The 19648-nt window shown below is 39.7% G+C and carries 20 protein-coding genes and 2 pseudogenes; 16 read left to right on the top strand and 6 right to left on the bottom strand.

All coding sequences use genetic code 11. The features are described from left to right. The 4 genes from QUB80_RS25520 to QUB80_RS25505 all read right to left on the bottom strand — a co-directional run bounded on the left by QUB80_RS25520 (window position 1) and on the right by QUB80_RS25505 (window position 4677). Window positions 1-912 (bottom strand): TauD/TfdA dioxygenase family protein, encoded by a 912-nt coding sequence (locus QUB80_RS25520; protein WP_289792282.1) that lies wholly within the window; start codon window positions 910-912, stop codon window positions 1-3. 175 nt (window positions 913-1087) lie between these two features. Continuing rightward, window positions 1088-2176 carry a sulfonate ABC transporter substrate-binding protein gene (locus QUB80_RS25515; protein WP_289792281.1) on the bottom strand — a complete coding sequence of 363 codons (1089 nt, stop codon included), beginning with the start codon at window positions 2174-2176 and terminating at the stop codon, window positions 1088-1090. Window positions 2177-2376: 200 nt separating this feature from the next. Further along, the gene (locus QUB80_RS25510; RefSeq protein ID WP_289792280.1) at window positions 2377-3861 is read right to left on the bottom strand and encodes an amidohydrolase family protein; all 1485 of its coding nucleotides are present in this window, start codon (window positions 3859-3861) and stop codon (window positions 2377-2379) included. A 543-nt stretch (window positions 3862-4404) separates the two neighbouring features. After that, on the bottom strand, window positions 4405-4677 hold the full coding sequence (locus tag QUB80_RS25505; RefSeq protein WP_289792279.1) for a hypothetical protein: 273 nt from the start codon (window positions 4675-4677) through the stop codon (window positions 4405-4407). Between the two features lie 301 nt (window positions 4678-4978). Between QUB80_RS25505 and QUB80_RS25500 the strand changes: the two genes are divergently transcribed. Next, entirely contained in the window at window positions 4979-5644 is a 666-nt protein-coding gene (locus QUB80_RS25500; RefSeq protein WP_289792278.1) for a class I SAM-dependent methyltransferase, read from the top strand. A 16-nt stretch (window positions 5645-5660) separates the two neighbouring features. After that, window positions 5661-6410: an SDR family NAD(P)-dependent oxidoreductase gene (locus QUB80_RS25495; protein ID WP_289792277.1), complete on the top strand. Its 750-nt coding sequence runs from the start codon at window positions 5661-5663 to the stop codon at window positions 6408-6410. A gap of 14 nt (window positions 6411-6424) precedes the next feature. Here QUB80_RS25495 and QUB80_RS25490 read toward each other — a convergent pair whose 3' ends face one another. Continuing rightward, a complete protein-coding gene (locus tag QUB80_RS25490; RefSeq protein WP_289792276.1) occupies window positions 6425-7492 on the bottom strand; it encodes an NADH:flavin oxidoreductase/NADH oxidase in 1068 nt (355 codons plus the stop codon). Between the two features lie 362 nt (window positions 7493-7854). Between QUB80_RS25490 and QUB80_RS25485 the strand changes: the two genes are divergently transcribed. From QUB80_RS25485 to QUB80_RS25415, 14 genes and pseudogenes are all read left to right on the top strand, one after another. After that, window positions 7855-8922: a sulfonate ABC transporter substrate-binding protein gene (locus QUB80_RS25485; protein WP_289792275.1), complete on the top strand. Its 1068-nt coding sequence runs from the start codon at window positions 7855-7857 to the stop codon at window positions 8920-8922. A gap of 69 nt (window positions 8923-8991) precedes the next feature. Beyond that, the gene (locus tag QUB80_RS25480) at window positions 8992-10701 is read left to right on the top strand and encodes a fumarate reductase/succinate dehydrogenase flavoprotein subunit (protein WP_289792274.1); all 1710 of its coding nucleotides are present in this window, start codon (window positions 8992-8994) and stop codon (window positions 10699-10701) included. A gap of 44 nt (window positions 10702-10745) precedes the next feature. Next, the gene (locus tag QUB80_RS25475; RefSeq protein WP_289792273.1) at window positions 10746-11156 is read left to right on the top strand and encodes a VOC family protein; all 411 of its coding nucleotides are present in this window, start codon (window positions 10746-10748) and stop codon (window positions 11154-11156) included. Window positions 11157-11210: 54 nt separating this feature from the next. Continuing rightward, window positions 11211-11735 carry a GNAT family N-acetyltransferase gene (locus tag QUB80_RS25470; protein WP_289792272.1) on the top strand — a complete coding sequence of 175 codons (525 nt, stop codon included), beginning with the start codon at window positions 11211-11213 and terminating at the stop codon, window positions 11733-11735. Between the two features lie 120 nt (window positions 11736-11855). Next, window positions 11856-12574: pseudogene (locus QUB80_RS25465) on the top strand (pyridoxine 5'-phosphate synthase). 33 nt (window positions 12575-12607) lie between these two features. Continuing rightward, the gene (gene argJ, locus QUB80_RS25455; RefSeq protein WP_289792269.1) at window positions 12608-13771 is read left to right on the top strand and encodes a bifunctional glutamate N-acetyltransferase/amino-acid acetyltransferase ArgJ; all 1164 of its coding nucleotides are present in this window, start codon (window positions 12608-12610) and stop codon (window positions 13769-13771) included. A gap of 43 nt (window positions 13772-13814) precedes the next feature. Further along, window positions 13815-14440, top strand: a pseudogene (locus tag QUB80_RS25450) (GDSL-type esterase/lipase family protein). 42 nt (window positions 14441-14482) lie between these two features. Then, on the top strand, window positions 14483-15256 hold the full coding sequence (locus QUB80_RS25445; protein WP_289792268.1) for a class I SAM-dependent methyltransferase: 774 nt from the start codon (window positions 14483-14485) through the stop codon (window positions 15254-15256). A 28-nt stretch (window positions 15257-15284) separates the two neighbouring features. After that, entirely contained in the window at window positions 15285-15746 is a 462-nt protein-coding gene (locus tag QUB80_RS25440) for a GNAT family N-acetyltransferase (RefSeq protein WP_289792267.1), read from the top strand. Window positions 15747-15755: 9 nt separating this feature from the next. Beyond that, window positions 15756-16265: a GNAT family N-acetyltransferase gene (locus QUB80_RS25435; protein WP_289792266.1), complete on the top strand. Its 510-nt coding sequence runs from the start codon at window positions 15756-15758 to the stop codon at window positions 16263-16265. A gap of 23 nt (window positions 16266-16288) precedes the next feature. Next, complete coding sequence (locus QUB80_RS25430; RefSeq protein WP_289792265.1) at window positions 16289-16516, top strand: 4Fe-4S dicluster domain-containing protein; 228 nt, start codon at window positions 16289-16291, stop codon at window positions 16514-16516. A gap of 105 nt (window positions 16517-16621) precedes the next feature. After that, the gene (locus QUB80_RS25425) at window positions 16622-17596 is read left to right on the top strand and encodes a HEAT repeat domain-containing protein (RefSeq protein ID WP_289792264.1); all 975 of its coding nucleotides are present in this window, start codon (window positions 16622-16624) and stop codon (window positions 17594-17596) included. A gap of 19 nt (window positions 17597-17615) precedes the next feature. Then, entirely contained in the window at window positions 17616-17771 is a 156-nt protein-coding gene (locus QUB80_RS34950) for a DUF4058 family protein (protein ID WP_336622348.1), read from the top strand. A 69-nt stretch (window positions 17772-17840) separates the two neighbouring features. After that, window positions 17841-18404: a Uma2 family endonuclease gene (locus QUB80_RS25415; RefSeq protein WP_289792263.1), complete on the top strand. Its 564-nt coding sequence runs from the start codon at window positions 17841-17843 to the stop codon at window positions 18402-18404. A gap of 115 nt (window positions 18405-18519) precedes the next feature. Here QUB80_RS25415 and QUB80_RS25410 read toward each other — a convergent pair whose 3' ends face one another. Next, window positions 18520-19566, bottom strand: a complete 1047-nt coding sequence (locus QUB80_RS25410) for an isopenicillin N synthase family dioxygenase (protein ID WP_289792262.1) — start codon at window positions 19564-19566, stop codon at window positions 18520-18522. Between the last annotated feature and the right edge of the window lie 82 nt (window positions 19567-19648).

Raw genomic sequence — 19648 nt, 5'->3', positions numbered from 1 at the left:
TTAAGCAACAGCCAAGCTAGGGATATAAGCAGAAGAATCACCTTTGATTGCCTCACTGTGTTTGCCGTCAATGCTAACTGGCAAATCACCAGCAATCGTTACTCGCTGAACGCGACGAGGTTGATTACCATAATCAGCGATCGCATAATGTTGAGTAGCACGGTTATCCCAGAATGCCACATCACCAACTTGCCAACGCCAACGGACTGTGTTTTCTGGACGTGTTACGTAGGACTGCAACAGCCGAATAATGTCGTCCGATTCTGTAGTTGATAGTCCTTTGATTTGACGCACGAAACCACCGATAAACAACCCGCGCTCTCCAGACTCTGGATGGACGCGAACAACGGGATGCAGGGTTTCATATACTGTGGAAGTAAAAACAGCCCGATAAGCTTTGAGTTCTTCAGAAAGACTGACTGCGGCTTCCGCGTAATCGTAGGCATTGCTGTGCACAGCCCAAAGTTTATCAGCAATATCACGCAAATGTTCTGGTAAATTTTGGTATGCACTAACAGAATTTGCCCAAATTGTATCACCTCCAACGGCAGGAATTTCAATTGCTCGTAGAATAGAACCAAGCGGCGGGCGATCTACAAAGGTGACATCGGTATGCCAATTATTTGCACGAGTGGCAGTTCGACCATAATCTAGATCCAGGACTTCTGGGTGTCCAGGTAGAGATGGTACGGTAGGGTGAGCAGTGGTGACTTTACCGAAGCGTTGAGCAAAAGCTACTTGCCCTTTAGCATCAAGCTGCTGGCGACGGAAGAAAATTACCTTGTATTGGACTAGGGTTTTACGGATATCACTGATGATATCGTCGCTGAGGTCACTACTCAAATCAACACCTACAATTTCAGCTCCAATACGTCCTGCAACTGGTTGAATATCGAAGTATTTAGAAGTCATTATGTTTATTTCTCCAAGGAATTTTTGTACTTATCCGCCAAGACAAAAGAGGACACCCAGACGCGGAGACAAGGAGACGCGGGGACACGGGGACAAGGAGAATAATTCTCTTTTACTCCCCCACTCTCCCCCTCTCCCACTCCTCTTCCTAATCCCATCCCCGATCCCTTTCATACTATTTCTGGCTAATTGTGGGCGGAGTAATTGCTGCATACTGCTCAGGTGTCAGCATCGCTTCTTGAACATTGAGAGGTTTGGGAAGTAAGCCATTTTTATAGAAGTAATCTGCAATCCGTTGTTGCTCCTTGATCAGTTCTGGAGAAATAGCTCTCAATCCATAGCTGCGACGACTGAGTACCAATTTCATCACGTCTGGAGGTAGTTTTTGCTCTGGCGCAATCAGCTTTGCAGTCTCTTGGGGATGCGCTTCAGCCCAACGATCAATCTTATCAATCTCCTCAATCACTATCCGCAGCAACTCTGGATTCTCAATTGCAAACTGCTTGCCAGCAATATAGTATCCACCAGGTGAATCAAGCCCTTGAGCAGTCCTGATAATTCGAGCCTTACCCAATTTTTCAGCCCTAGCTAAATGAGGATCGCCACTTACCCAAACAGGAATTTTCCCTTCTAGAAATGCACTAGCAGCTTCTACATTAGGTATACTGAGAACTTGAATATCACTGTATTTCAAACCAGCCTCTTCCAATGCTCTGATAATGAAATAGTGAGATGCAGAAGCTTTTTGGAAGACTACTTTTTGTCCTTTGATATCTTTAACGCTCTTAATCGGAGAATCTGGAGGAACTGCGATCGCGCTTCCTTTACCAGTCTTTTCAGTACGTCTTCGACCAACAACATAAACAATCTCAGCACCAGCAGCTTGGGCAAAGATAGGAGGAGTTTCCCCAACGGAACCCAAATCTATTTTACCCACATTCATGGCTTCCATCAGTTGTGGCCCTTGGGCAAATTGCGCCCACTCCACCTTCACACCCAAAGGTTCTAAGCGCTTTTCCAATACTTTCGTTATTCTGACCAGATCGCCTGCTTGTTGATACCCCATGCGGAGTACTTTGGTCTTAATACCAGATGGTTTAGTATCCGATACGTTACTAGCAGAAGACCGATTTTCTGCTTTTTGGCTTTGTTGTGTACAACCGACTAACGTTAACGAAGTTACCAAGGTGAATATTCCTGGCATTAACAGCAGTGTAAAGCGGCGAAATATTTTTAGAGACTGAGGTTTGACTGTTGCAACCATAAGTTTTTTTAAATAAGAAGTTGTGTAACCATCAAATGAAGACTCCAATTGTGATTTGCAATATGCTTAGACTAGGAGCTAAGAAGAGGAGGGGGAGCACCAGGGGCAGAGGGGCAAGAACGTGCTGATCAATTCTCCGCATCCCCGCGTCTCCTTGTCCCCGTATCCTCTTCCTAGTACCCGATCCCCCATCCCTTTCACTACCGACCAACACTTACCAGATATTCTTCTGCCTCTTTTTCTATTGTCGTTCCCTTGAAGAAGTCACGATTGAGGCTGGTATATAACTCCAAAGGATGGATAGATAAGAAATAACGCAAGTCTTCTTCGCTGAGAATTCCCCGTTCTACCATGCTGTGAGCATTAGATACCACAGCTGTAATATCAGGTACATCCCAATGGCCGGAATCAGAACCCAGGAATGCTTTCACTCTATCGTTAAAGGGGTTAGCCTTTTGATGGAAGGCATAGGCAACACGGGTATCATCTGATTCGGTGCCAAAGTAGAAGTGATTTAAAAAGCGATCGCGCACATCTTCGGCTTTTGTGATTCCAGCCGCAGCAAATTCATTTAGTTCGCCGGGATCTTCTGGTGCAAAGTATTTGCCGTGGAAACCTAAACCGCTACCAATTTGCTCAAAGCGATCGTTAATTTCTGGCCCGCCATAACGAGCGAACAGTTCGCGTAATTCCTCTTTGTTGACATTCCCAGGATGATTGTTCTGTAATATCTCTGGGTTACGGGTTTCCCAATGCCAAATGATATCTGTGTAGAGGCTGGCACCCCAAACAGAACCACCTTCTAGAAAAGCAAATTTCAAGGTAGGAAAGCGACGAGTAACACCACCAAAGAACAGTGCTTTGCAGAATGCTTCACCTGCTGAAGCAAAGTGACCAATATGATTGTATTGGTAATTGGAAATCGAACGCCGAGCAGTCCAACCCATACCGGAAGCGTGAGTGGTGGGGACAACTTTCGATTCTACGCACTTCGCCCAGAAAGGATCGTAATCGTAGGCACTATCTAAGGCAAAGGTATCAATCCAAGTTGCTTCCCTTTGCACTTCTTCTGAATATTTCTCGAAGGCAGGAATGACACGGGTAACATAGCCGGGAATTTGAATTGCTTTGAGTCCCAGGATGTTCACTGCATATTCCAATTCCTCAATTCCTTCCTCTGGTGTGTTGAGAGGAATGGTGGCAATGGGAGTGAGGCGATCGCGATAAGGACGGAAGATGTCTGCATGATAGAGGTTGGCAGCTCGACAAACTGCCCGTCGCATTTCTTCATTCTTAATTTGTGGTGCTAGAGTTGCCAGATTAGGATAAAGGATCGCAAAATCTGTTCCTGCTTCTTGCAAGCGTTCGTGCAGCAATTTGGGTAAACTAATAGTTGCTAAATTTAGCGTATCTTTGGTAGGACGCCCCCAAAAGGGAGGACGGGCAGTACGGTAGCGACGGCGTTCTTCCCAAGTTTGCTGAAACCAACGATAACGCCCAGCTCCGGGTAGATGTTCCCGAAAGCTATCTACAATCTTGGAACCACCAACCTCAGCTAAATAATCAAGAAATACAGGTTCAAATTCCTGAGTATGCACATCGGTATCAATGACGGGATAACCTAGTTGCTCTCGAATCTCTGCGGAACGAGTTTTCTTCTTAGGACGTTCTAGTGCAATAGTCACGATCATTTCTCCACGGATACGAATCTTTTGCCGTGTGTGTTCAGTTTTGACAATGTCTAAATCGTTTCATCGCGCTACGTTTGCGCTGTATCTATACAAAATACTAATCATCGACCGATTTATCGGTGATTAATTTAGTATGATTGCATAACCTTAGCTACAATACAAGCCTTTAGCAAACAAAATATACGTTAAACTAAATTTATTAATTACTAATTATTAGGTAAACTAAGTATTGAGTGAGTTTGTTCTTATAAGTAGTAAGTAGCCCTCAGGAACTATGTATACCAAAAACTTTCTTCCCTACCTGTGGAAGGGGCGTAACGACTTCTGTGTAAAGAAGTCGTTCCGTAAGATAATACCATTTCACGTTAATTACGATACATATAAATCATGTAAAGACGTACCATGACCGTCTCCACTCTATGAGAAGCCCTTCTGGTGATGCCTCCGACACTTTTGCCCCTCTGTCCTAATTTTTAAGACAGATATGATGTGATAAATTATACAAATTTTAACTGGTTAATAATTAATTATATTGACCTACTTTACTAAATGAATAAAACCCATAAATTGTTGAATTTGTTGAGTTAAATAATTTCTTAATAAATTAGATGCTTCTACTGGCAAAAGTGTTGTTACAGCAGCATATGTTAAGCAAAATAGAGCAATAATTAAAGCCAAAGACCTTCCAAAACAACCTGGATTAATTTCAGCAAAAAATAATTTAGCTTGTCCGATAACAGCAATAAATAAAAAGACTATTCCAAATATCCACAAAAAATTAATACCAGATATTTTATTTACAATTTCCATAATTAGGACTTCTATATAGGTTTCCTATTTAAGCTTGAACACGCTATCTACATCTCTACTTTGTTGCTTTACTTTTTGTTCTCTATCCAAAGAGTTTTTAATGTAACAACGGTAATTTGATAGATTTATATTATTCTACTAAAGATTGAGCAAAATTTATTTTATTAGATAATTATTCTAAATAAATACTTTACTAATATCCAAGACCTTCATGAATAAGGTTAAAACAAAATACACTAAATCGATTGACTTGTCGTATTATATATAGAAGTCTTAAAAAGCTTCTAGATTTATTGATTGAATGACTACTAGCAAAACTCTGCACCTACCGAACCATCTTTACGAATATCTCTTGTCTGTCTCATTGCGGGAACCAGAACTACTTCTACAATTGCGGGAAGAGACTGCTCGTCATCCTAGAGCAAATATGCAGGTTGCACCAGAACAAGGGCAGTTTCTCGCTTTTTTGGTAAAACTGATTGGAGCAAAGAAAACTTTAGAGTTAGGAGTTTTTACAGGTTATAGTTCTCTTAGTGTCGCGTTGGCTCTACCACCAGACGGCAAAATTTTAGCTTGTGATATTAGTGAAGAGTTCACCGCGATCGCTCGTCGTTACTGGCAAAAAGCAGGTGTGGCAGATAAAATTGATCTGCGGCTTGCCCCAGCGACAGAAACTTTGGAAAAATTGCTAGCAGAGAGTGGGGCAGAAACTTTTGATTTTGCCTTTATTGATGCAGATAAAGAAAACTACTATCGCTACTACGAATTAGTTTTACAGCTAATTCGACCAGGTGGATTAATTGCTATTGACAATGTACTTTGGTCTGGGCGTGTGACACAAGCAGATATTCAAGATTCAGCTACTAATGCTATCCGCGAATTTAATAGCAAGTTGCGTCAAGATGAGCGCATAGACTTAAGTCTGATTTCTGTGGCAGATGGACTTACTTTAGCAAGAAAACGTTAAGTATTCGTTAATCATCATGACAGGTAAATTAGAAGGCAAAGTTGCAATTATCACTGGAGCTTCTGCGGGAATTGGGGAGGCAACAGCGCTTGCACTAGCAGCAGAGGGAGCAAAAGTAGTGCTTGCAGCTAGAAGAGGCGATCGCTTAGATGCACTAGCACAACGAATTGCAAGCAGTGGTGGCAGTGCATTGTCCATCATCACTGATGTTACAGACGAAACTCAAGTAAAGAATTTAGTTCAGAAGACAAACGCAGAATTCGAGCGGATAGATATCCTCGTTAACAATGCAGGTGTTGCTTTTGTTGGTGCGATCGATGGTGCAAATACTTCAGATTGGCGACGCATGATTGATATCAATGTTCTAGGATTGTTGTATGCAACTCATGCGGTATTACCAATTCTCAAAGCCCAAGGGACAGGGCATATTGTCAATATTTCATCTGTGGCAGGTCGCACAGCAAGAGAAGGTATTAGTGTTTATAATGCGACTAAGTGGGGTGTGAATGGTTTCTCAGAAGCCTTACGCAAAGAAGTTTGCAAGCACAATATCCGTGTCACTATTATTGAGCCTGGTTTAGTAAATACTGAAATTAACGACCACATAACCGATCCGATTGCCAAACAACGCAGTGAAGAACGTCGTCGTTTGATCGCACCTCTCGAAAGTGAAGACGTTGCTGCGGCGATCGTTTATGCTGTGACACAACCGCAGCGCGTCAACGTCAATGAAATTCTCATCCGACCAACACAGCAAGAATGGTAAAAATTTTATAGATACTAAATCCAAGCCCGCTCATATTGCACAGGTGAAAATACCTCTTGTCCTAACTTCTTCGCGGCAGATAAGCCCCAGTAAGGATTGCGTAGAAACTCTCTTCCAATCAAAACAATATCAGCCTGATCTGTGCGGATAATATGGTCTGCCTGTTCTGGAGTCGTAATTAAACCCACAGCCCCAGTTAAAATATTTGCCTCTCTACGAATTCTGGAGGCAAACTCAGTTTGATAGCCAGCACCATAGGGAATTTTGGCGTTAGGTACAGTACCGCCACTAGAAGTATCAATTACATCTACACCTAGTGACTTGAGTTTATCTGCCAAGGCAATACTCTGCTCAATATCCCAACCATTTTCTACCCAATCGGTTGCAGAAATCCTCACCCACAAAGGATAATCTGATGGTAAGACTTTTCGTACTTCCTGAACCACTTCCCTAAGCAGACGGGTACGATTTTCAAAACTACCACCATATTCATCATCACGTTGATTGCTTAATGGCGAGAGAAATTGATGTAAAAGGTAGCCATGAGCAGCATGGATCTCAATAACTTTAAATCCTGCTGTTAAGGAATGTTGAGTTGCTTGCACAAAAGCATGAATAACTTGTTGGATGCCTTTACTATCTAAAGCTTCTGGGATGGGGTGATTTTCGCTAAAAGGAATAGCACTACTAGAAACCACCGGACGCCAACCACCATGAGATGGATCTAGTACTTTTGAGCCTTCCCAAGGTGGTGATGTGCTAGCTTTTCTACCAGCATGGGCAAGTTGAATTCCTGCGACTGCACCAAAATTGTGAATTGTCTTGACAATTTTTGCCAATGGCTCGATGTGTACATCCGACCAAATTCCTAAATCTTGGGGGCTGATTCGTCCTCGTGGTTCTACTGCTGCTGCTTCTGTGAAAACTAAACCAGCACCGCCGATCGCACGACTTGTCAGATGAATCAAATGCCAGTCATTGGCATAACCATCAGTACTGGAATATTGACACATGGGTGACACTGCAATCCGATTGCGAAAAGTGACAGCGCCAATAGTAAGGGGTGTAAATAGGTGAGTCATCTGAAGTATGAAGGGTAAGGTGTAAAGAAAGATTTACACAAATATTTTAGAAAATTAAGCCTTTAACAGCAGATTTTTCGGTAATGTAACAATCTCGTACCTAAGTTGATTAGTAAAGCATTTTATGTCATTATCTACCGATATAGCAGTTAAATACGGTAAATCAATCGATTTTAAGTATTAAATTTAAAATTTATACTTTTGTTGTTGTTTACTTTTTTAACAATGCTGCTAAAAAAAGAAATTTCTGACGTAAATCCACATTTTAAATACATACGAGAAATAGTGACATTGATTAAATCCTGTGTATTTACCTAAGAATTCAATAATATTCATTACTTCCGTGTTCACAGAGTCTATCTATGTCAATTCAGTCCTTGAAAACCGGAATTTTTAGCATTTGGCAATTTTTCACTGCTATTTTGCAGCATCGCAAAACCCGTACATTATCCGTACTATTCGCTGTTGGATTGGTTTTTAGCTTGGTAGCTTCTGCCTGTTCTTCAGGTGCCACTAACCCGCAAGCCAATACCTCTGCCAATAACCAGAGTACCGCTCGTGGTATTACAGTCAGCATCGGATATCAAAAAGCGGCTACAATTCTTAATGCTCTCAAGAATCGAGGTAGTTTAGAGCAAGTTTTAGCTGCTAGTGGTGCATCTGTGAGGTGGACAGAATTTCCTGCCGGGCCACCAATGCTAGAAGCCATGAACGCAGGTAGTATTGACTTTGGGTACACAGGTGAATCGCCACCCATCTTTGCCCAAGCCGCAGGTGTTCCCTTGCTTTATGTTGCTTACGATCCTTGGAGTCCTAAAGCAGAAGCGATTATTGTGCCGAAAAATTCACCAATTAAAACTGTCGCCGAACTTAAAGGTAAAAGAGTTGCCTTTGCCAAAGGTTCCAACACTAACTATCTCGTTGTTAAAGCTGTAGAATCTGCCGGATTAAAGTATAATGACATCCAGCCAGCCTATCTTACACCAGCAGATGCCCGTGCAGCCTTTGAAGGTGGTAACGTTGATGCTTGGGCAATTTGGGATCCTTACCTAGCGGCAGTTGAGCAAGCAATAGGTGCTAGGACTCTTACAGATGCGACAAATTTAGCACCCAATCGAGGTTACTATCTTGCTCGTAAAACCTTTGTAGATTCTCACCCAGATGTGTTGAAAACTGTCTTAGATGAAGTCAGTAAAGTAGACAAATGGGCTGCAAGTAATCCAAAGGAAGTTGCTAAGTTTCTCGAACCAGAATTAGGTATTAAAGCATCTGCACTAGAGATTGCCGAAAAGCGTCGAGAGTATGGTGTTTTACCTCTCACAGATGAAGTCATCACTCAACAACAAAAGATTGCTGATACTTTTCACAAAATCAACCTCATTCCTAAGCAAATCCAAGTCAAAGATATCGTTTGGAAGGGTAATCAATAGAAAGCAGAAGGTAGGAATCCTATTCATCTGTTGTACTTTTCCATTTCACAAAGGCTAAAAGGTATGGTTATGGACATCAATACCCAACGGATAAAAACTGATGTGCTTATCATCGGTGGCGGTACGGCGGGAACGATGGCAGGTATCAAGGCAAAACAGGCAAATCCCGATGCTGAGGTGCTAATTTTAGAAAAGGCTAATATTCGCCGCAGTGGTGCGATCGCAATGGGTATGGATGGGGTAAATACTGCTGTGATTCCCGGTCATTCTACACCTGAGCAATACGTCCGTGAAATCACCCTAGCTAACGATGGCATTCTCAACCAAAAAGCAGTATATCAAACAGGCAAATTAGGTTATGAAGTCATCCAAGAATTAGAAAGCTGGGGTGTGAAGTTTCAAAAAGATGCCCAAGGCAATTATGACTTGAAACAAGTACATCGTGTGGGTAAATATGTCCTACCCATGCCAGAAGGTAAAGACTTGAAAACAATTCTTACCCGGCAAGTTAAACGTCACAAAGTTAAAGTCACAAATCGTGTCATGGCAACCCGCGTGTTAGTCAAAGCAGGACGTGCGATCGGTGCAGTGGGATTTGATGTTAGAAACGGCGATTATATTGTCATTCAAGCGAAAGCAGTCATTCTCTGTACAGGTGCTTGCGGTAGATTAGGATTACCTGCTTCTGGCTATCTCTACGGCACTTATGAAAATCCTACTAATGCCGGGGATGGCTACTCAATGGCATATCATGCAGGAGCAGAACTCAGCAACATTGAATGCTTTCAAATTAATCCCTTAATTAAAGATTACAACGGCCCCGCTTGTGCCTATGTTGCCGGGCCTTTTGGCGCTCATACAGCCAACGCTGAAGGAAATCGCTTCATTAGCTGTGACTATTGGAGCGGTCAAATGATGTTGGAAATCTGGAAAGAATTAAACTCTGGTAAAGGTCCAGTCCAACTCAAAATGACTCACCTTGATGAAGATACAATTGCTGAAATTGAATCCATACTTTGGGCGAATGAACGACCAAGTAGAGAACGCTTTCATCAAGGCAGAAATGAAGATTACCGTACCCACGGCGTAGAGATGCACATTTCTGAAATCGGCTTATGTAGTGGTCATAGTGCTTCTGGCGTGTGGGTAAACGAAAACGCTCAAACAACTGTCCCAGGTTTGTATGCAGCCGGAGACATGGCCAGCGTCCCCCATAATTATATGATTGGCGCATTTGTTTTTGGTCGCATAGCCGGAACTCATGCCATTGAATATATTCAAGATTTAGATTTTCTAGAACCAGATGCGGAGTTTTTGGAAGCTGAAAAAACTAGAATTTATGCGCCTTTAACACGTCCCAATGGTGTACCTCATACTCAAGTCGAATATAAACTCAGACGCTTAGTTAATGATTATCTACAGCCACCAAAAACAGGTAATAAAATCGAGATTGGTCTGAAACATTTTGTTCAATATCACCAAACATTAGATGTAATGGGTGCGCGTGACCCTCATGAATTGATGCGTTCTCTAGAAGTGCATTTCATTCGAGACTGTGCAGAAATGGCAGCCAGAGCATCATTATATCGTCAAGAAACTCGTTGGGGACTTTATCATTACTGCTTAGATTATCCAGAAAAAAATGATGATGAGTGGTTTTGTCATGTCAATTTAAAGAAAGATGAATCAGGGCAAATGGTGTTATTTAAACGCCCTGTAGAACCTTATATCGTAGAAGTAGATGCAATCAAGGAAATCTACAATGTAGCTGTAAGGTAATATATTCAATAACTGATTAATTCTCAATCGTAAAGATTTTAAAAATGATTACTGGAGTTAATCACATTACTTTATCTGTCAGAGATTTAGAGGAATCTATCACTTTCTATACCAATGTGCTATATTTTCGCTTACTGGCAAAATGGCCTAAAGGTGCTTATCTTTCGGCTAGCGACATTTGGTTAGCATTGATTTTAGACCAGAAAGTTCGAGAAAGTCCTCTACCTGAATATACCCATATTGGTCTGACTGTTTCTATTGAAAATTTTCCTATTCTTAGCCAACGCATTCAACAATCAGGAGCAAAAATTTGGCAAGAAAATAAAAGCGAAGGTGCTTCTTTGTATTTCCTTGATCCAAACGATCACAAATTGGAAATTCATGCTTCTGATTTAGATACTAGAATCAAAACTGCTAAAGCATCTCCGTGGGAAGGGTTAGAATTTTTTGTTTAAAGCAATGTAGGGTGTGTTGTCGCGCAGCACACCATCAAAGATTCAATTACTAAAATGCTTGAATTAATTAACCCAACTTATAATTTGCATTCAGAGTTTCTTGATATGGTTGCGGAATATCATAACGCTGGTGAATCACGCCTATTTGATCAGAATAATTTGACGTTAATTCAAGAAAATTTTTCAGCTTATATTCAATACTTAGAAAATAATTCTCAAGGTATTAGTTTAAAACCAGGTTTTGTTCCTGCAACAACTTTTTGGTTAGTGATGAACAGTAAAGTAATTCTGGGCGAAAGCCAATTACGTCATTGGTTAGTACCTACTTTGGAACATCAAGGAGGACATATTGGATATATGATTCGTCCTCTCCAAAGAAGCAAAGGATATGGTACACAAATACTGGCTATGACTTTAGAAAAAGCTAGAAATATGGGATTGAGTCGTGTTCTCTTAACTTGTAACCGAGATAATTTTGCTTCCGCCCGCATAATTCAGAAAAATCAAGGTAAATCAACAAGTGAGGATATATTAGAGTATACGGGCAAACTAATTTCTCGCTACTGGATTGATTTGTAAACGGGACTTTAGTATGTTATCGCCATTGTTTTGAGTGTTATGATCGCGTGTGCGATCGCTTTACGAAATTAGAACATTCTAACTTGCATGGTTATTAATCATCCTAAAGAATGAAACCTGATGACCAATCTTAGCGTTAATCTTAATAAAGTTGCTCTACTTAGAAATTCTCGAAATTTTGGCATACCTAGCGTCATCAAGGCGGCTTCTACTTGCATTCGAGCAGGCGCAGATGGGATTACAGTTCACCCACGTCCAGATGAACGACATATCAAGCCTGAAGATGTTTATGAGTTGGCAAAAATGCTAACTGTTGAGTTTAATATAGAAGGTAATCCATCACCTCAATTCTTAGAGCTTATACGAGAGATAAAGCCAACACAGTGTACCTTAGTTCCCGATGCACCAGATACTTTTACCTCAGATCACGGTTGGGATTTAGCTACAAATGGTTATTGGCTCAGACAAATTATCCAAGAGCTAAAAGAACTTGGAATTCGAGTTAGCCTATTCCTCGATCCCGACTTAATTCAACTTGAACTTGCTAAAGAGATTGAAGCAGATCGCATTGAGTTATACACAGAACCTTACGCTACAGCTTTTCGTAAAGGTGATGTGGAGTCAGTTTTCAGCAGTATCAACAAGCAGCGAAAAAGGCTCAGGAAATTGGTTTAGGAGTGAATGCAGGACACGATTTAAACCTGCAAAACTTAGGAAAGTTTTGCTCCATTCCTAACATACTTGAAGTTTCGATTGGTCATGCCCTGATTGCTGATGCTTTAGACATGGGATTATTTGATGCTGTCAAGGAGTATTTGAGTATTCTTTCTCCTAATTAATTATTTTTTATTGCTCTATATCAAAATAAAAATATGCAATTACCAACTTATTTCATTCCTCAAGGTTTTAGCACTTTTATTACTAACTTAGGTATCAAAGATAATACAGATGATTTTGTGTTTATTAAATCAGATGTGCCTTGTGTTGCTGATGGAGTCTTTACTCAAAGTTTGTTTGCAGGGCCAAGTGTCACTATTAGCCGCCGTAATTTAAAAGATGCTCAAGCGCAAGGTATTATTGTTATATCCAAAAATGCCAATGTCGCAAATGGTAAGGTTGGCATCGCTGATGCAGAAGAAATTATTCAACTCGTCGCTAATGAAACTGGAATTGCAACGAATGATATTTTGATAGCTTCTACAGGTGTAATTGGTAGAAGTTATCCTATAGAAAAAATCCGAGCAGGGTTATTAGGAATTAGGAATAAATTAACTGCTGCTGATTTTGATGCAGCTGCTCGTGGCATTATGACGACTGATACCTTACCTAAGCTTGCTGCACGACAAATTGGAAATGCAAAGTTGGTAGGAATTGCTAAAGGTGTTGGTATGATTGAGCCGAATATGGCTACGCTGTTAGCTTTCTTTTTTACTGACGCAGCAATTTCCAAAGATACACTTCCTACAATTTTTCGACCCATTATAGATAAAACATTTAACTGCCTGAGTATAGATACTGATACTTCTACGAGTGATTCTGCTGTTATTCTTGCCAATGGTTTAGCTGGTGAAGTCGAAAAACAAGAATTTATTTATGCATTGCAAGAGATTGCACATGAGTTAGTGTTAGCGATCGCACAAGATGGAGAAGGGGCTACCAAAGTTATTGAAGTGACTGTAGATTCAGCTATTAATTATGCACAAGCTAAAAGAGTTGCAAAAGCAATTGTTAATTCACCACTAGTTAAAACTGCTATTTATGGAGCAGATCCCAATTGGGGAAGAGTGGCTATGGCTATAGGTAAATGCGAACACGATAAAGAGATAAATCAAGAAAAAGTTGTAATTAGATTTGATGATATTCAAGTTTATCCTGATGCCGATTCTAATGAAAAGCTTGAGCAATTACAAAAAATTATGCACAAAGAGAAAGTAAACATTTATGTTAGCCTCAATGTTGGCGAAGCTTCTGTAACTGTGTGGGGATGTGACCTTTCAGAAGCTTATATAGATATCAATGGTAAGTATTCAACTTAAGTCTGTTTTCATAACTCAAGTTAAATACTGAGGATTGTTTATAATGACAGAATTATCACAAATTAGAGTTTGCTTTCTTGGTGAATCATTTGTTAACGGCACTGGTGACCCAGAATGCTTGGGATGGACAGGAAAAATATGTGCTAATGCTAATAAAAATGGCTATGATATTACTTACTATAATTTAGGAGTCAGACGAGAAACGAGTACAGAGTTAAGACAGCGTTGGTTGCGAGAAGCTTCTTACCGTTTACATAAACAATATGATAGTAGAGTTGTATTTTCGTTTGGTGTAAATGATACAACTATTGAAAATGGTAAAACTCGTGTTGAATTATCAGAATCAATTCAAAATGCTCGTATTATATTAAGTGAAGCCAAGCAGTTATATCCTGTTTTAATGGTTAGTCCTCTACCATGTACAGATAGTGAACAGGATCAAAAAAATCAGCGAATAGCGAATTTATCTAAAGAATTTTCTTTGATATGTAACGAACTGAATATACCTTATCTCAATATTTTTACTCCTTTGAGAAAGTCAAGGATTTGGGTAGAGGAAGCAAAAGCTTATGATGGTGCTCATCCAAGAGCAGCTGGTTACACAGAATTTGCAAGTATCGTCCAAAATTGGAGGGTTGGTTAAATTGGTTTCCTACCTTGTCATCATGAAATGATTTACAAAGTTAATTATTTAAATTTCATACTTTAAAAATGCCTATCTATAATTCAATTGGTCAACAATATTCACAAACTCGCATTCCTGATGTCCGTATTATCGATAAATTAATTGATTTACTAAATTTACCCAAAGGTAGCGTTATCGCTGATATTGGTGCTGGTACTGGTGGTTACAGCCTAGCCCTAGCTAACCAAGGATTTTTTGTTCATGCCGTTGAACCTTCTGTAGTGATGCAAAAACAAGCAGTAGAGCATCTACAAGTTAAATGGTTTACTGGCTATGCAGAAAATTTACCTCTACCAGATAAGTCTGTTGATGCTGTTGTCAGTATCCTGGCAATTCATCACTTTACTCATCTCGAAAAAGCATTTCAAGAAATGTACAGAGTTATTAGAGATGGGACAATAGTTTTACTAACTTTTGATATTAGATTTGCTCAGAAAATATGGCTTTATGATTATTTCCCATTTTTGTGGGAAGATGCTTTACGATTTTTACCACTTAGCGAACAGATTAATTTTATTCAGAATAATACTAAAAGGTGTGTTGAAGTCATACCCTTTTTGTTACCACATGACTTATCTGATTTATTCGCAGCAGCAGCCTGGAGAAAACCAGAGTTATATCTTCAACCAGAAGTACGTGCTGGAATATCGTCTTTTGCTTTAGCAAATCAAGATTTAGTAGAGCAAGGAGTACAGTTATTAAAAGCAGATTTAAGTAGTGGAGAATGGACTAAAATATATGGTGATATTCACAATTTAACAGAAATTGATTTAGGCTATCGTTTTATCTGTGCAACGTAGGATAAATAAATCCTTATAAATTGAAGTTATGACAAATAAAGTCACTGTAGATGAGCAAATTAAAGTTAGACAAGCTGATATTAAAGATGCAGAACGAATTGCTAATCTTTGCGAGCAATTTGAATATTATGTTACAAATCAACAAATAGAGCAGCGACTTGCTAAAATTCATAACAACAATGCTCATATTGTATATGTTGCAACTTTGGCAAATGAATGTGTAATTGGTTGGGCGCACGCTCATATTAGTGATTTATTAGTTATTTCAACTCAAGCGATTCTTTTGGGATTAGTAGTAGATAAAGATTATCGTCATAATGGAATTGGACGTCTTTTAATGCAGCAAATTGAACAGTGGGCATCTCTATCTGGATGTGAAGGTGTTATGTTACGTTCTAGTCTTAGACGCAAAGAGGCACATTTATTTTACGAAAAAATTGGCTATACCAATATAAAACAGTCTTTGGCTTTTCATAAAAAATTACTGTAGTAAAAGTATATGCAGTTAATAGAAACATTTACTACTCATCGTCTGGTAGCTGTACCTCTACAATTGCAACATTTGAATGAACTTCATCGTATGCACCAAAATAAACAAGTTATGGCAACTTTAGGCGGTGTTCGTTCTGATGAAGAAACACGGCTTTTTATACTAAATAACTTGAATCATTGGCAGCTTTATGGATTCGGACTATGGGTGTTCCGGGATAAAGTTAATAATCAGTTCGTTGGTCGCGCTGGTCTACGCAATACTCATGTAACAGGCAAGGATGAAGTAGAATTAGCTTATGCTTTAATAGCTAAATTTTGGGGAAAAGGATTAGCTACCGAAATGGGCGAAAAAATCTTGAAAATTGGCTTTGAACTGCTGAATATACGGGAGATTGTTTGCTTTACTCTTATAACTAACAAAGCCTCACAAAGGGTGATGGAGAAGTTAGGATTTCAATACGAGGGTGAGATTATCCACGCAGATTTACCACATTTATTGTACTGTTTAATAGTTTAATTGCAACTTCATGGAGTAGATTCATGGCTTTAATCAATCAAAGAGTAGATGCTCCTGTCATCGTTGATGAATCAAAATGTTTAGAAAAATGCACAGCCTGTATTGAAGTTTGTCCCCTTGATGTACTAGCAAAAAATCCAGAGACAGGCAAAGCTTATATGAAATATGATGAATGTTGGTTTTGTCTACCTTGTGAAAAAGAATGCCCTACCAATGCGATTACTGTCCAGATTCCATTCTTGTTACGCTAATTTTAGCAATGATAAATGATTCATGAAATTATATCTTTGTTGATTTTACTAATTGGCTTTTTGTTTATGTGGTTATTAACAAACGAAGAATATAAATAAAAAATAATGAATATTGATACTGATTCTGAATTAAACCAGTGGCTAGAATTGTTACGATCGCCTGATGTAAATGACCGTCTAGTGGCTGTTAAAGCTTTACAACATCTAGGTGATGAGGAAACCATAGACGCATTAATACTTGCTTTGAAGGATGAGCATATTGCTGTGCAAAAAATAGCAATATCTGCTCTTTGGGAAATTGCCAATCCTTTAGCGATACCTGCTTTAATTGAATGCCTGAGTTCAGCAGATACAGATATTCGTAATGAAGCAGTATCAGCTTTAAATGAGTTAATTACACAAAATGAGTTATTAATTTTATTAGATAAATTACAAAGTAATAATATCAATCTTCAATTAAATATTTTAGTGCTTTTACGGAAGATTCATGATATTCAATATTTACCGTATATTTTACCATTTTTAGAATCAGAAAATCCTCAATTAAGAGAAGCAGCCGTTACTACACTGCGATATATCAATCAACTAGAAAAATGTCCCCAAGCTTTAAATTTAATCTTAGATCAAGAAGTAATTGTTCGTCGTGCTGCTGCTTTAACTTTAGGACACTTAAAAGATACAGAGGTAATTACAAAACTTGCTCAAGCACTTACAAATGATAGCGACTGGCAAGTTCGTCGTAATGCAGCAATATCTCTGGCTATTCATGAAAATTATCAAGTAATTTCAGCATTAGAGATAGCGTTAAGTGATAAACATTGGCAAGTCAGGAAATCAGCAGCACAGGCTTTGCAAAAAATTCCAGATACTCAAGTGATGCCGAGATTAATTCAAGCATTAACGGATGAATATGCAGATGTCCGCAAAGAAGCTGCGATCGCACTTGGTAATTTAGGGCATCACGATGCGATTAACCCCCTGCAACAAGCCTTAGACGATCCTGATAAAGAAGTGTCTATCCAAGCGCAACGGGCTATTCAGAAGATTCAAATAGATAAAATAGTCTCAAGGGAGAAGTAAATGATTAGGGGAAAACGTAATGGAAAATCCATTTCTTGGAATGAACCCGTACTTGGAACAGCCTGAACTTTGGCATCAAGTTCACAATCGTTTGATTGTAGTGATCGCCCCAAGAGGATGCTTGCATAAGAGAAATTTTGGAGAGGATCTAAACAAGAGCGATCGCACTTGGTAATTTAGGGCATCCCATAGAATAATTACAATAAAAGAAGCCGTGCAACCAAAATCCTTAAGGAAAACTTAAATGGTACAAACACCTGCTCAATTTCTTACACTAGAAGAATTTTTGCAGTTGTCAGAAACTAAGCCTGCCAGCGAATATATTGATGGGCGTATCATCCAAAAACCGATGCCGCAAGGAGAACACAGTGCAATTCAAACTGAGTTAGCTCCTGCTATCAACTCAATCCTAAAAACCAAAAAGATTGCACGAGCTTTTTCGGAACTTCGCTGTACTTTTGGTCTTCGCTCAATTGTACCCGATATTTCTGTGTTTACGTGGGATAGAATTCCACGTAAGGAAAATGGAGAAGTTGCCAACAATTTTCCCATTGCGCCAGATTGGACAATCGAAATTCTTTCACCCGATCAAAATCAGACAAAAGTCACCAAAAACATTCTGTACTGCTTGGAGTACGGAACTCAGATGGGATGGTTGATAGATCCGAAGGAACAATCTGTGTTTGCATATTTGTCGGATCGACCTACTAGTGTTTACGATAAACCGAAAGCACAATTACCAGTGCCGGAGTTTGCCAAAGATTTTAGTCTGACGGTAGAAGATTTATTCAGTTGGTTACTAAATTAAGAAAAATTGATATTTAACCAACAAATTGGCATAAATTTCTGGATTAATAGTAAGGGCCATTTTTCCACTTATCTTTATCGTATTCAGCATTAGAATAACAGTATCTGCAAAATCCCTACAAAACCACACGCCGTAACTCTGGAAAAACCTTCGACACCTTATTTAACACATAATCCCCATACGTCCCGCGAAAATCATGAACGCTAGCGCCATCCCAGCGTTCTTTGCGATCGTCATTTATCACGCCACCTAATTCAATCGGTTTTACTTCAACATTGAAATTAGGATCGAAAAAGAAGGGAAATGAAAGGCGATGTCTGGGGACAAGCCGCTTCGCGTCTACGCGTCTCGACAAGTTCTGAACCCGATGAGGTGTAGAACGATACAAACCTCCAGTCATTTTATCTAGCATATCGCCGATATTACATACAAAGGAACCAGGAATGGGAGGTGCAGCAATCCAACCAGACTTTGATTTTACTTGCAACCCACCTGAATCATCTTGCTTGAGAATAGTCAATATTCCATAGTCGGTGTGTTCGCCCACTCCCCACCTATCTTCAGCATCCGATGGCGATGAATAGGCAGGATAGTTAAAAATACGGAATAATATTAATGGGTCTGCTGTGTAGCGAGCGGCAAAGTAAGATTCTTCCAATCCCAAACTGAGAGCAATACCAGCCATGAGTATATGTCCAAGTTGTGTCATTGCCTGCATATACGCAAGCACTGTCTCGCGAAACATGGGAATATTGGCAGGGAAAAGGTTGGAACCATGCAACGGAGTATGAGCCTGCACCAAGGGGTGTTCCTCTCCCAATTCCGCACCAAAGTAAATTCCTTCCTTGCGATCGGGTTTACCGGAAGTCAGTTCATCTCCCACTGGGAAATACCCCCGCCATGCTTTACCACCCAAAGCCATGCGGATTTTGAGTTTAGTTTCCAAATCTTGGGCAAAAAACTGTCGGCTGAGTTGTTCTAAACGTTGTTGTAAATTTTCATCTACGCCATGTCCAACGATATAGAAAAACCCGCACTCACGACACGCTTTCCGAATTTGGGAAGCGACAGTATGGCATTCATCAGTTCCAGAAACCAAAGCACTGATATCAATGATTGGAACCGACGAAAACTCTTGAGCTACAACTGGCGAGATTTTCATGCTATTGTCCTCCTCGTTGTGCGCAGTCAACGCTCTTATAAAAAGAATTATGACGCACTCATCGATTGAACAGGTGCGAGAT

The organism is Chlorogloeopsis sp. ULAP01 (genome assembly GCF_030381805.1).
In the GTDB taxonomy this organism is placed as follows: Bacteria; Cyanobacteriota; Cyanobacteriia; order Cyanobacteriales; family Nostocaceae; genus Chlorogloeopsis.
This window is presented reverse-complemented; position numbering and strand designations above follow the sequence as displayed.